This window comes from Mesorhizobium sp. L103C105A0, from assembly GCF_000502215.1.
Lineage (GTDB): Bacteria > Pseudomonadota > Alphaproteobacteria > Rhizobiales > Rhizobiaceae > Mesorhizobium.
Map to the genome: position 1 here is coordinate 1 of NZ_AYXF01000011.1, position 11,948 is coordinate 11,948.

At 64.0% G+C, this 11,948-nt stretch carries 13 protein-coding genes and 1 pseudogene; 6 read left to right on the top strand and 8 right to left on the bottom strand.

From position 1 onward, the window contains the following. The 5 genes and pseudogenes from X727_RS1000000166980 to X727_RS140935 all read left to right on the top strand — a co-directional run. Positions 1–267, top strand: a pseudogene (locus X727_RS1000000166980) (transposase); the annotation flags it as partial. Between the two features lie 138 nt (positions 268–405). Then, positions 406–822, top strand: a complete 417-nt coding sequence (locus tag X727_RS140950; protein ID WP_023690511.1) for a DOPA 4,5-dioxygenase family protein — start codon at positions 406–408, stop codon at positions 820–822. Positions 823–1,352: 530 nt separating this feature from the next. Further along, positions 1,353–1,961 carry a hypothetical protein gene (locus tag X727_RS140945; RefSeq protein ID WP_023822303.1) on the top strand — a complete coding sequence of 203 codons (609 nt, stop codon included), beginning with the start codon at positions 1,353–1,355 and terminating at the stop codon, positions 1,959–1,961. After that, complete coding sequence (locus X727_RS140940; RefSeq protein WP_023693628.1) at positions 1,958–2,350, top strand: phage holin family protein; 393 nt, start codon at positions 1,958–1,960, stop codon at positions 2,348–2,350. Before X727_RS140945 ends, X727_RS140940 begins: the two co-directional genes overlap by 4 nt. Then, positions 2,347–3,195, top strand: coding sequence for a DUF3618 domain-containing protein (locus X727_RS140935; protein ID WP_023834959.1), 849 nt, complete (start codon positions 2,347–2,349; stop codon positions 3,193–3,195). The genes X727_RS140940 and X727_RS140935 overlap by 4 nt, the downstream gene beginning before the upstream one ends. A 276-nt stretch (positions 3,196–3,471) precedes the next feature. Here the strand turns inward: X727_RS140935 and X727_RS140930 are convergent, their stop codons facing one another. The 5 genes from X727_RS140930 to X727_RS140910 all read right to left on the bottom strand — a co-directional run bounded on the left by X727_RS140930 (position 3,472) and on the right by X727_RS140910 (position 8,480). Then, complete coding sequence (locus X727_RS140930) at positions 3,472–3,717, bottom strand: MoaD/ThiS family protein (RefSeq protein WP_023690044.1); 246 nt, start codon at positions 3,715–3,717, stop codon at positions 3,472–3,474. Positions 3,718–3,741: 24 nt separating this feature from the next. Then, on the bottom strand, positions 3,742–6,006 hold the full coding sequence (locus tag X727_RS140925; RefSeq protein WP_023690045.1) for a xanthine dehydrogenase family protein molybdopterin-binding subunit: 2,265 nt from the start codon (positions 6,004–6,006) through the stop codon (positions 3,742–3,744). Next, positions 6,003–6,485: a (2Fe-2S)-binding protein gene (locus tag X727_RS140920; RefSeq protein ID WP_023684040.1), complete on the bottom strand. Its 483-nt coding sequence runs from the start codon at positions 6,483–6,485 to the stop codon at positions 6,003–6,005. Before X727_RS140920 ends, X727_RS140925 begins: the two co-directional genes overlap by 4 nt. Beyond that, on the bottom strand, positions 6,485–7,345 hold the full coding sequence (locus X727_RS140915) for a xanthine dehydrogenase family protein subunit M (RefSeq protein ID WP_023816392.1): 861 nt from the start codon (positions 7,343–7,345) through the stop codon (positions 6,485–6,487). The genes X727_RS140920 and X727_RS140915 overlap by 1 nt, the downstream gene beginning before the upstream one ends. Positions 7,346–7,523: 178 nt before the next feature. Further along, a complete protein-coding gene (locus X727_RS140910; RefSeq protein WP_023834960.1) occupies positions 7,524–8,480 on the bottom strand; it encodes an SDR family oxidoreductase in 957 nt (318 codons plus the stop codon). A 95-nt stretch (positions 8,481–8,575) separates the two neighbouring features. Between X727_RS140910 and X727_RS140905 the strand changes: the two genes are divergently transcribed. Continuing rightward, on the top strand, positions 8,576–9,484 hold the full coding sequence (locus X727_RS140905) for a LysR family transcriptional regulator (RefSeq protein ID WP_023834961.1): 909 nt from the start codon (positions 8,576–8,578) through the stop codon (positions 9,482–9,484). Here X727_RS140905 and X727_RS140900 read toward each other — a convergent pair. The 3 genes from X727_RS140900 to X727_RS140890 form a co-directional block, all read right to left on the bottom strand. Further along, a complete protein-coding gene (locus X727_RS140900) occupies positions 9,448–10,623 on the bottom strand; it encodes an MFS transporter (RefSeq protein WP_023834962.1) in 1,176 nt (391 codons plus the stop codon). The genes X727_RS140905 and X727_RS140900 overlap by 37 nt on opposite strands. 157 nt (positions 10,624–10,780) lie before the next feature. Beyond that, positions 10,781–11,089 (bottom strand): DUF1244 domain-containing protein, encoded by a 309-nt coding sequence (locus X727_RS140895; protein WP_023690051.1) that lies wholly within the window; start codon positions 11,087–11,089, stop codon positions 10,781–10,783. Between the two features lie 12 nt (positions 11,090–11,101). Continuing rightward, entirely contained in the window at positions 11,102–11,899 is a 798-nt protein-coding gene (locus tag X727_RS140890) for an N-formylglutamate amidohydrolase (protein ID WP_023834963.1), read from the bottom strand. Positions 11,900–11,948: the final 49 nt, after the last annotated feature.

The window sequence follows — 11,948 nt, forward strand, 5'->3', positions numbered from 1 at the left end:
CCGAGGATGCCATCGAACAAACCCTGACCTTCTTCAGGCTGCCGAGACAGCACCACAAGCATCTCAAATCCACCACTGGAGCGGCTCAACGAGGAAATCCGCCGGCGCACCTATGTCGTGCGCATCTTCCCCAATACCGAAAGCTGCCTGCGCCTGGTCAGGGCGTTGGCCGTCGAGACCAATGAAAACTGGATGGAGGCCAACCGATACATCAATATGGACGACCTGCGCGAGCACAAGAAGCTCGCTCTGCGCCAAGCCGCATGACCAGCATCATGGCCGCCCCATTTTGCAGAACTTGACGCACACAACCCGAGATGACGAGCACACGCTGTGCCCCCCTTGGCCACCCCGCTCCCTTGCGTATACGCTGCCCGCACAACAATCACCGAGGGAGCCATCAAGGTGAACACCGCCAACCCGCCAAGGCCTCTCGCCGAGATCGCCAGCTATCACGCCCACATCTACTATGACGGGCAAGCCGAGCGGCAGCACGCCGAATGGCTGCGCCTGCGCATCGGCGAACGCTTCCGCGTGCGCCTGGGCAACTGGCGCGACGAGCCGGTCGGCCCGCACGAACAGGCCATGTACCAGGTCTCCTTCGCCACCGAGATTTTCGCCACGCTGGTCCCCTGGCTGATGCTGAACCACGGCGGCCTCAGCATCCTCATCCACCCCAACACCACCAACCCCAAGCGCGACCATCTGGTCGATCCGATCTGGATCGGGCGGCCGCTGGGGGTTCATGGCGAGGTGCTGGGTGAAGAGGATGAAGCGGAAGAGGCGCTGGAGGTGAACACGGAGCCGACGCTGGGGGCGTAGGGAGGCGTTCTGCAAAGTAGAGACTTGGCCTTGGAGACGCGTTCGCCAGTAGCCTAGCTGAGGCATGCATGACAGGCCGCTTTGCGCCTCAAGCCGTATCCTATGCCTTCATCATTGCTTCGTCGAAGGTGCCGAACCAGCGCGGGGCCGTTGGAGCGATGGACCATCAATTGATGGCAAGGGAGAGTTCTCCTTGGTCGCCGGTACGCCGAGGCGGGGTCGCCGAATAGGCAAAGATTGCAATAGAGGAGGCAGCCGGCACTCGTTCCCGCAGGGTCGGGCGCACCCGTTCGTACGGAGCAACTGGCGCTCCGCACGAGGGACAGGGCAACTCACTGGTGACTGGGTGCGTGCCTGACGAAGCTCTTCGTTTCGGCTGAGATAAATGCTCTCACTTACGGAACATCGCAGGTTCGTCGAAGTTGGAAAGCTACGGAGGACGTGCACATGAACAGTGTCATCTATCTTATCGGCCTTATCGTTGTCGTGCTCGCGGTCCTCTCCTTCCTCGGTTTTCACTAGGTGGCCTCATGCAGCATGAGAACGATCAGGGCGGACAGCCCACCGATTTCGACAAGGCGAAAAGCGACGTCTCCGACAGACTTCGCCAGGAAAATGAGCGTGCCAGCGAGTTGCTTCACGACGCGCGGGACGAGGTGACCCGTAAGGCTGGCGACTATGCATCTGAAGCCACGCAGGTCATCTCCGACAAGGCGGAGGAGGCGCAGCGCGACATCGGATCGAGCTTGGCGGCGTTGGGTGGTGCACTGCGAGCGGCCAGCGATCACCTTGCCAGCAACGATGAAAGGAACGCATCGAAATTCGCTTTGGATGCTGCCAGTGGCCTTGAGCGGCTTTCATCGTCCTTGAAACAGAAGCCCTTTAGCCAAGTCCTTGATGACGTGCAGTCCTTCGGCCGGCAAAATCCCGGTGTCCTGCTTGCGGGATCGGTGTTGGCCGGATTGGCTCTCGGGCGGTTCATCAAGGCTTCTCCGTCGGCAAGGCCCGATTCTGAGGCCGCTCCGGGAGGCCTCAGATCACACACCGATCAGCCACAGGGTTGGTCCGCTGATCGTCCACAAGATTTTGGCGTGGTCGGCGATGATGGCGCCACGCAGATCGCGGAGCAGGACAGATGAATAACCAGGACAATCCCAGCCTTGCCGGGCTAGTCACCGATTTGGCCCAGAATGTCACCACTCTGGTGCAAACCGAGGCGAGGCTGTTTCGGGCCGAGCTCTCTGAAAAGCTTACCAAAGCCGGAGCAGGTGCTGCGGAAGTGCTGGGCGGCGCGATTTGCCTGCTCGCCGCGCTCTTGGTGTTGCTGCAGGCGCTCATTATCGCACTGACGCGGGCAGGGCTTGGCGCGGGGTGGTCTTCCCTGCTGGTCGGTGTGGTCGTGGCGGTCCTCGGCGTCATCCTGCTGCGGACCGGGACGGCCAGCATGGCGCCTTCGGAACTTACCCCCGACCGGACCCAGGGACAGCTCAAGCGCGACGCGAGCGCGATTAAGGAACAGGTGAGATGAACGAGAAATCCGCAGCCGAACTTGAACGCGAGGCCGAGGCGGCTCGCGCTCGGGTGATGGAGACCGCCGAATCCATTCGAGGCAAGATGACGCCTGGACAATTGCTGGATGAGTTCACCGGGCTGTTCTCGGGAGGGGAGAGCGCGGCCATGCTCAGCAATCTCAGAACGCAGGTCCGAGACAATCCTTTGCCGGTCACCATGGTGGGCGCAGGTCTGGCCTGGCTGATGTTCGGCAGCGGTACCTCAAACACCATCCAACGTTCGGATGACTACCGATTGCCTTCAGCGCCCGGACAACATGATGTAGCAGGGGAGCGCGGCGGCTTGGGCGGCACGCTCTCCGATGCCNATGCCGCGGAATCGCTCTCCTCGAGCGCTGCCAGCGCCGGCGACACCATATCGAGCACCGCAAGAGCCGCTGCGGCGAGTCTGACGGGAAGCGCTGCCAATGCAAGCTCGACGGCTGGGGACATGGCGGCGAAAGCCAGCCGCTCCGCGCAAGATCTGTTGGAGGATCAACCCTTGGCCGTAGCGGCCGTCGGTCTCGCCATCGGCGCCGCCATAGGTGCAATGCTGCCCCATACCGCAACGGAGGACGAGCAACTAGGCGCCTATGGCGACAAGCTTCGCGATTCCGCCGAAACTTTGCTCGACAGGGGCCTCGATGAGGCCAAGCAGGTCGCCGCCGACGCCTATGAGACCATCAAGCAGGAAGCTGGCCGGCAAGATATGGAAGCAGACACGATAGCCGATCAGCTCGGCGAGATCGTGAAGTCCACAGCAGACAAGACCGAGCATGCCGTGCGCGAACGAATTTCCGATACGTCTCAGCGCCAAACCTAGCTTGATGATCCTGGATCAACGATAGCCGGCCTCTCCAGAAAGGGGCCGGTGTTGTCCGTCAAACGGTGACCCGCTCGAGTCACTTCAGAGCCGTGTGCGGACTGATGTCCCTTGCCGATAGTAATCCAGCGAATCAGGTTCTCTGGATTGTTGGCCAACCCGCCGCCGATAAGACGCGGTCAGCAAAACTGGCATCTAGGCGAGGACCGACATTGCACTTGAAGTTCGCAGACCGAGGATGCCGGTCCGCTCTGGGACGTAGGGCGACACCCCACTTCACCCCCCAGCCAACCGCGGCAGCAGGAAAATCTCCGCTCCCTGTGGCAGTTCCTTCGACCAGGTATCGCGATAGATCGTACCGTCGATCGCCACCGCAATGCCCTTCTCGATCCAGGGCTCGATGCCGGGATACTGTTCAGCCAGCTTCCTGAACAGCTCCCTTATGTCCTTGGCCTCGACCTCGATCTTGCTCTGGCCGCCGGCGAGCTGGCCCAGCGCGCCCCAGAGCGTGACTTCGACCATTAGGGCAAGAACCTCATTTTTGCCCTAGCCTCCCCGTTCCGCCTCGATCGCGGCGAGAACCCGTGGCGGCGACATCGGGATGTGGGTCATGCGCACGCCGGCGGCGTTGGAGACCGCGTTGGCGATCGCCGCCAGCGGCGGCACGATCGAGGTTTCGCCGACGCCGCGCACGCCATAGGGGTGGTTGGGATTGGGTATCTCGAGGATCTGCGTGTCGATCATCGGCAGGTCCGAGCAGACCGGGATGCGGTAGTCGAGGAAGCCGGCGTTCTGGAGACGCCCGTCCTTTCCGTAGATGTACTCCTCGTTGAGCGCCCAGCCGATGCCTTGCGCGGCGCCGCCCTGGTACTGGCCCTCGACATAGGTGGGGTGCACCGCCTTGCCGGCATCCTGGATCACCGTGTAGCGGATCACCCTGGTCGAGCCGGTATCGGGGTCGACCTCGATGTCGCATATATGGGTGGCGAAGGAGACGCCGGCGCCGTCGGCGACGAGCTCGCTGTGGCCGGCGATCGGCCCGCCGGTCTTGCCGGACGCGGCGGCGATCTCCTTCAGCGAGAGGGCTGCAAGATTGCCGTACTTCTCGCCCTTGGCGATGGCGTGGCCGTTTTCCCAGACCACGTCGTCGACGGGGATGTCCCACGTCTGGGCGGCGCGCTCACGCAGGATCTTGATGGCGTTGCGGGCGGCCGAGATGGTCGCCATCGAGGACGAGAAGGTGCCGCGGCTGCCGTCGGTCATGTCGTTGTAGCCGAGCGAGGAGGTGTCGGCGACCACCGCCTTGAGCTGGGCATAGTCGATGCCGAGCTCCTCCGCCGCCACCAGCGACAGCGACGCGCGCGAACCGCCGACGTCCACCGTGCCGACGGCCAGCGACACCGAGCCGTCCATGCCGATGTTCAGGTCCACGCAGGTCTGGCCGCCGAAATTGAACCAGAAGCCGCAGGCCATGCCGCGGCCCTGGTTCTTGCTCAGCGGCGCCTTCATGTGCGGATGGTGCTTGGCCGCCTCCAGCGTCGGGCCGATGCCGATCGGGCCGTAGACCGGACCGTAGGAGGAGCGGGTGCCTTCCTGCGCGGCGTTCTTGATGCGGAACTCGACCGGGTCCATGCCGAGTTCCTTGGCCAGCTCGTCGACTGCACTTTCCACCGCGAACGCCGCCATCGGCGCGGAGGGCGCGCGATAGGCCGCGGTCTTCGGCCGGTTGACCAGCACTTCGAAGCCGACGGTCTGGACGTTATCGAGCTTGTAGCAGGCGAAGGCCGTCATGGCGCCGATCTCGGCCCAGGTGCCGGCATAGGGACCGCTGGTGTAGCGCAGCGTCGCTTCGGCGGCAGTGATGGTGCCGTCCTTGCGGGCGCCGATCTTCACGTCGATCGAGGTGGCGCTGGTCGGACCCGAGGCGCGGAACACCTCGTCGCGGGTCATGACGAGCTTGACCGGCCGACCGGCCTTGCGCGACAGCGCCAGCGCCACCGGCTCGGCCCAGACATGGGTCTTGCCGCCGAAGCCGCCGCCGATCTCCGAGGAGGTGACGCGCAGCTTCGAGGCTTCCAGCCCGAGCAGTTGCGCACAATGCTGGCGGTAGACGAAATGGCCCTGCGTGCAGACCCAGAGGTCGGCGGTGCCGTCCGACGAGACGCTCGCCACGCAGGCATGCGGCTCGATATAGCCCTGATGCGTCTGCTCGGTCTTGAAGGAGCGCTCGACAATGACATCGGCGTGGCCAAAGCCCTGATGGACATCGCCATGGCCAAACTGGCTGCGCTTGGTGACGTTGGACGGCTTTGCCGGCTTTTCCTCGAGACCCTCGGTGAAGATCGTGTCGTTGATCAAGGGGGCGGTGTGCTTCATCGCCTCGTCGACATCGGTCACATGCGGCAACAGCTCGTATTCGACCTCGATGAGCTTCAGCGCCTGCCTGGCCGTGCGGGCATCGACGGCGGCGACCGCGGCCACGGCGTGGCCGTCATAGAGCGCCTTGCCGCGCGCCATGCAATTGTCGAGGACGTCATACATGGCGGCGTCGCCATCGGTGAGGTCGGGCAGGTCGGCGGCGGTGATCACCGCTTTCACGCCGGCCAGCTTTTCCGCTTTCGAAGTGTCGATCTTGAGGATCCTGGCATGCGCATGCGGGCTGCGCAGGACACGCCCGACCAGCTGTCCCGCCATGTTGAAGTCGGCGCCGTAACGGGCGCGTCCCGTCACCTTGTCGACGCCGTCGGGACGGATAGGCCGCGTGCCGACGGAGGAGAATTTGCGGCCCGAAAAGCGTGGATCGAAGTTCATGCGTGCGCTCCCTTCATCACATTGGCCGCATCCTGGACCGCGCGCACGATCTTGTCGTAGCCGGTGCAGCGGCAGAGGTTTCCGGCGAGGCCGAAGCGGATTTCTTCCTCGGTCGGATCGGGGTTCTTGGCCAAAAGGTCCTTCGCCGCGATCAGGAAGCCCGGCGTGCAGATGCCGCATTGCAAGGCTGCATGCTCGAGGAATTTCTGCTGCAGCGGATGCAACTGATCGCCATGCGCCATGCCCTCGACGGTTTCGATATGCCGGCCTTCGGCTTCAGCGCCAAGCACAAGGCAGGAGCAGACCAGCCGATTGTCGAGAATGATCGAGCAGGCGCCGCAGTCGCCGGTGCCGCAGCCTTCCTTGGCGCCGGTCAGCCCGAGCCGATCGCGCAGGACGTCGAGCAACGTCTCGTCGGGCTGGCAAAGGTATTCGACGTGATCGCCGTTGATTGTCGTTGAAACTGCTACACCGGCCATCATTTGCCTCCTGCGCGTGCGTAGGCGGTCGTCGCGGCCCGTCCGGCCAGCACGCCCGCAACTTTTCGTCTGAACTCGATGGTGCCGCGCTTGTCGTCGATGGGGCGGCAGGCCCCAGCGCAGATCTTGGCGAGCCGCTCAAGTGCCGCCTCGTCCAGCTTCCTGCCGATGAGAGCCTCGGCTGCTTCTTCCACCAGAAGCACGGTCGGGGCCGCGGCGCCCAGCGCGACGCGCGCGGCCGTGATGACGCCATGCTCGTCGAGCGACAGCTTCACGCCGGCGCTGACCACGGCGATGTCCATCTCGGTGCGCGGAATGAACCTGAGATAGGCGTCGCCCGAACGCGGCTCCCGCTTGCCGAGCAGGATCGCCTCGACGATCTCACCCTTGGTGAGCGAGGTCTTGCCGGGCCCGATCGGCACGGCCTCGACAGGAATGGTGCGCTTGCCCGAGGGGCCGGCAACCACGGCCTTGGCGGCGGCGGCCACCAAGGCCGGGACGCTGTCGGCGGCCGGCGATGCGTTGCACAGATTGCCAACGATGGTGCAGCGGCCCTGGACCTGTTTCGAGCCGATCAGCTTCGACGCTTCGACGACACCGGGCCAGGCCTTCTTCAGAACCGAGCTCTCGCCCAGGACGGCGCAGGGGACGGTGGCGCCGATGCTGAAGCCGTCGGCCGTCTCCCTGATCTCGCTCAAGCCCTCGATCGCCTTGATGTCGACGATCAGGTCGGGATCGACAAACCCGCCCTTCATCCGAACGAGGAGGTCACTGCCTCCAGCGAGAATGGCTGATGTGCCGGAAGCGTCGGCCAGCAGGCCAACGGCGTCTTCGATTGAAAGCGGACGTATGTAACGCATCGTCTCCCCTTGGTGATGGTGATCTCGCCGACCGTTATAAACAGTCTCCTCATAATGACCATCCGGTTGCTGATTTCCAGCGATTGGGCCAGCACCGCGAGAGAGATTTTTGTCTAAAGTCTTTGTTTTGATGCATGTCGTTGTCCCAGAACCGCGCACACTTCTGGGCGACATGCATTTAAGCGGCGTCTTTTGCATTGTCGAGGCTGATGCCGATGTCCTTCAATGCCTCGGCCACGGCCTCGTCCAGCGGCGTGTGCGGGACTTCGCCGATGATGCTTGCCAGCCGGTCGGACACGAGCCGGTGCGGTTCGAAGCGCAGATAGGACATCGAGACGATCTCGCGCCACATCGCCACGAACGGGCTGCCGGCGCGCAGCACCCACCACGGCATGAAGGTCAGTTTCAGCGGCCGGCCAAGCGCCTTCTCGGCCGCGGCCTTGATGTCCATGTCGGTGACGGCGTGGCCGGGGAAGTTGAGCGCCTCAAAGAAGCCGAGCTTGCCCTGATTGCGCGCCAGGCCGACGAAGCCGATGGCGAAGTCCGGCAAATAGGCCCATTCGTGCACGAGGTTGGCAGGGCCAGGCGCGGTGTAGACGCCCTTGCTCATCTTGGCGGCGACGACGAGGTCGAACCATGATCCGCTGCCGGTGCCGCCGAAGAAATCGCCGGCGCGCAGGATGATGGTGCGGACGCGGCCGGCATCGGCCTCGCGGCGAAACAGCGCTTCCATGGCGCAGCGGATGCGGCCCTTCTCGGTGGTCGGACGGAATGGCGTGTCTTCGGTGACCACCTCAGGCATCGGCGAGCCGTAATTGTAGACAGTGCCGGGGAAAAGATGCAGCGCGCCATTGGCATGGCAGGCGGCCATGACGTTCTCCGCCATTGGCAGACACTTGCCCCAGTCGGTGTAGATCGGGTTGAGGCCGTTGAAGATGATGTCGACGCCTTGCGTGGCGCGGATCAGCGCCTCGCGGTCGAGCGCATCGCCGGCGACGGCGGTGGCGCCCTTGAGTTCGGCTGGGACCTTGCCGCTGCGGGTGACGGCGCGGACGTCGAAACCGGCGTCGATGAAGGCTTTGCCAACCACGCGGCCGAGCCGGCCATTGGCCCCCAGAATTGCGATCTTGGTCATTTTTCTTCTCCGTGTTGGTGTTTGCACGGCGAATATGATGCCTCCATATGCGAATGAAAATTGACTATCAATGCAGCTTTGTTATTCATAAATGAATGGAAGACATCGACTGGAACCTGATCAAGAGTTTCGTCACCGTGGCGGAGACCGGCAGCCTGTCGGCCGCGGCGCGCAAACTGTCGGCCAGCCAACCGACGCTCGGGCGTCACATCGGTGAGCTCGAACAGGCGTTGGGCGTCACCTTGTTCCGGCGCGGGCGGCGCGGCTATGCGCTGACGGAAGCAGGCGCCACGCTGTTCGAACGCGGCAGAGCGGTGAGCGAGCAGGCGAGCGCGTTCGCACTATTGGCATTGGGCTCGGTCGAGGCGATCGAAGGCACGGTGCGCATTGCCGCCAGCGAGGTGGTGGCGGCCTATGTGCTGCCGAAGATGACGGCGCGGCTCGGCATCGAGGAGCCCGGCATCGAGGTCGAGATCGTCGCCTCGAACCAGGTCGAGAACCTGCTGCGAAGGGATGCCGACATCGCCATCCGCATCGTCAAGCCGGCGCAGAACGAGCTGACGGCGCGCAAGGTCTGCGATATCAAGCTCTGCTGCTGCGCGGCGAAATCCTATCTCGACCAGCACGGCCGCCCGCTCAAGCCCGCCGATCTTCTCGACCACCCGCTGATCGGCTTCGACCGCAGCGACGAGATGATCCGGGGCTTTACCCAAGCCGGCATCCCCGTCACCCGAAGCAGCTTCCGCTTCAGGGCCGACAACCAGATCGTTCTGTGGGAAGCGCTGCGGGCGGGAAACGGCGTCGGTCTTGGCCAGGAGCCGCTGGCCGACAGCGACCCGTCGCTGGAGAAACTGCTGCCCGGCCTGCCACTGCCCAGCCTGCCGGTGTGGCTGGCCATGCATCGCGACGTGCGCACCAGCGTGCGCATCCGCCGCGTAGCGGATTTCCTCTACGAGGAGCTGAAGCGCTATTCGGCGGGGGCGGCCGCGAATTCGGCGCGGTGAGCGAGCCCGGCCATCAAAAGCACGACGATCAACAGCCCCGACATGGCGACGAAGATCGGCCCGAAGCTGGAATGCTCGGCGACGAAGCCGATCGCCGACGGCGCCACCAATATGCCGGAATAGCCCATGGTGGTGACGACGCTCATGCCGGTGCCCGACGACATGCCTTCCTGGTTGCCGCCGGCCGAGAAGATGATCGGCACCATATTGGCGATGCCGAAGCCGCAGAGAGCAAAAGCCGCGATGGCGATCCAGGGCGAAGGCGACAGGCCGGCGACCAGCATGCCGGCGGCGGCGACCACCGCCGAGCCGCGCAGCGTCGCCACCGCGCCGAAGCGGTTGCGCACGCCGTCGCCGAAAAAGCGCATGACAGCCATGACGCCGGAGAAGGCGGCGTAGGCAAGGCCGGCGATGGCGAGGTCGGCGCCGAGCTCCTGCCGGAGATAAAGCGCTGCCCAGTCGAGCACGGCGCCCTCGGAAATCATCGTCAGCAGCGCCATCAGCCCGACAAGATAGACCAGCGGGTTGGCCGGCAGCGTTAATTTATGATGCTCGGCGACCTGCGGCTTGTCCTCGGCGATGAGGTAGCCGACCGCCACGGCAATGACGGCAAAAGCAATGACCGTGACTACAGCCGCATGGGCGAGGTGGCCGTAAGTCTGGATGGCGTAACCGCCCAGACCGCCGCCGGCGAAACCGCCGAGGCTCCAGAAGCCGTGCGACGACGACATGATGGCGCGGGAGAGCCGGCGCTCGACCACCACCGCATTGGCGTTCATGGCGACATCCATGCCGCCGATCGAGCCGCCGAAGATGATCATGGCGATCGACGCCAGCGGCACGTTGGGCGTCAGCGCCACGACCAGCAGGCCGAGGCTGCCGCACAGGCCGAACCAGCGCAACACGGTGCGCGAGCCATGCCTGGAGATCAGATGGCCGCACCAGCTCATGGCCGCGACCGCGCCGACGCCGAACAGAAGGATCAGCAGACCGAGGGTGAATTTCGAGATGTCGAGCCGGGTCAGGAACACCGGAATCTGCGGCGCCCAGCTGCCGGTCACGAAGCCGTTGGCGAGGAAGATCGCGGCTACGGCCCATCGCCCGCGAATGGCGCTCTGCATGGTGTCTTGCGCGTCCATGGTTCGAATCCGGTCAAGGAATGGCTTTGCGCGGCAAATTAGATCGATTCAATTTCTCGTCAAGCGCCTTTCTCTTCGTCATCCTACGGTTTCCGCGACGTCGCTTCGCGACTGCTCCACCCTAGGATGACGAAGTCGCGTAGGGCCTAGCCAATCGTCAATGATCCCTCGGCCGCCTCGCCTCGAATTCCGCCTTCTTGGCGTCCGAAGCCTCGGTCTGGTTCAGCGCCTGCCATTGCGCATAGGGCATGCCGTAGACGATTTCGCGCGACTGGTCCTTGCCGAGATCGACGCCCTCAGCCTCGGCCGCTTCGCGGTACCAGTTCGACAGGCAGTTGCGGCAGAAGCCGGCGAGGTTCATCAGGTCGATGTTTTGCACATCGCTGCGCTCGCGCAGATGCTCGACCAGCCGGCGGAAGGCCGCGGCCTCGAAATCGCGTTTCTGGTCATCGCTGAGTTCGGTCATTGCCTTGGATCCTCACAGCGGCCCGGTGCGCGAGCCGAACATCTTCACCTGATGTATATCGGGACGGCGGTCGATGGCGTCAACGATCGGCGCCAGCCGTTGCGCCCAGGCCAGCGCCCCCTTGCTGTCTGATATCAGGTCCTGGCGGATCTCGATCAGCGCATGGGCAAAGCCGTTGACGATGGCGTGCTTGAACATGGTGTCGCCACGCAACGCGCCGTCATAGGGTTCATTGTCGCCGACGACGAGGTTTTTATCCTGCGCCAGCATGTCGATCAGCGGCCGCGCCACGCGGTCGTCGAGGTCCCACAATATGCCGACATGCCAAGGGCGGATGAAGCCCTGCATGACAGGGGTGAAGGAGTGTACGGAGAAGATGAACGGCGCTTTGCCTGAGGCGTGCGCCACCGACGCGATCATGGCGCCGACCGCGTCCTGATAAGGCCGGTAGAAGCCGTCGAGCCGCCTTTCGCGTTCGGCCGGTGCCATGGGATAGTTTCCCGGCACGACAGTGCCGTCATAGAGCTGGCGGATCAGCGTCGGGTCGTCCTCGCCGCGATTGGGATCGATCAGCAGCCGCGAAAAATTGGCAATCACCGCCGGCACGTCGAGCGCTGCCGCCAGTTCGCGCGTCACCGTCTCGACACCGATGTCGTAGGCGATATGGCGATCGAGTTCCGCCGCCGGCAGGCCTAGACTGCCATACTCCTCCGGCAGGTCGCGGCGGGCATGGTCAGCGACAAGCACGATGCCTCGCTTGCGGTCGCCTTCGACCATATCGAAAGGCGCAAAAACTGTGGATCGGGTCATTGGCTGGAAAGGTCTGTTCGCTGGCTTCCGGGGAGGGTGGTATCGTCAT

Excerpts from the sequence above, each read along its gene's own strand:
- X727_RS140945 (WP_023822303.1), top strand. The coding sequence starts at position 1,353 with ATGCAGCATGAGAACGATCAGGGCGGACAGCCCACCGATTTCGACAAG.
- X727_RS140940 (WP_023693628.1), top strand. The coding sequence starts at position 1,958 with ATGAATAACCAGGACAATCCCAGCCTTGCCGGGCTAGTCACCGATTTG.
- X727_RS140930 (WP_023690044.1), bottom strand. The coding sequence starts at position 3,717 with ATGGTCGAAGTCACGCTCTGGGGCGCGCTGGGCCAGCTCGCCGGCGGC.
- X727_RS140925 (WP_023690045.1), bottom strand. The coding sequence starts at position 6,006 with ATGAACTTCGATCCACGCTTTTCGGGCCGCAAATTCTCCTCCGTCGGC.
- X727_RS140920 (WP_023684040.1), bottom strand. The coding sequence starts at position 6,485 with ATGGCCGGTGTAGCAGTTTCAACGACAATCAACGGCGATCACGTCGAA.
- X727_RS140915 (WP_023816392.1), bottom strand. The coding sequence starts at position 7,345 with ATGCGTTACATACGTCCGCTTTCAATCGAAGACGCCGTTGGCCTGCTG.
- X727_RS140910 (WP_023834960.1), bottom strand. The coding sequence starts at position 8,480 with ATGACCAAGATCGCAATTCTGGGGGCCAATGGCCGGCTCGGCCGCGTG.
- X727_RS140905 (WP_023834961.1), top strand. The coding sequence starts at position 8,576 with ATGGAAGACATCGACTGGAACCTGATCAAGAGTTTCGTCACCGTGGCG.
- X727_RS140900 (WP_023834962.1), bottom strand. The coding sequence starts at position 10,623 with ATGGACGCGCAAGACACCATGCAGAGCGCCATTCGCGGGCGATGGGCC.
- X727_RS140895 (WP_023690051.1), bottom strand. The coding sequence starts at position 11,089 with ATGACCGAACTCAGCGATGACCAGAAACGCGATTTCGAGGCCGCGGCC.
- X727_RS140890 (WP_023834963.1), bottom strand. The coding sequence starts at position 11,899 with ATGACCCGATCCACAGTTTTTGCGCCTTTCGATATGGTCGAAGGCGAC.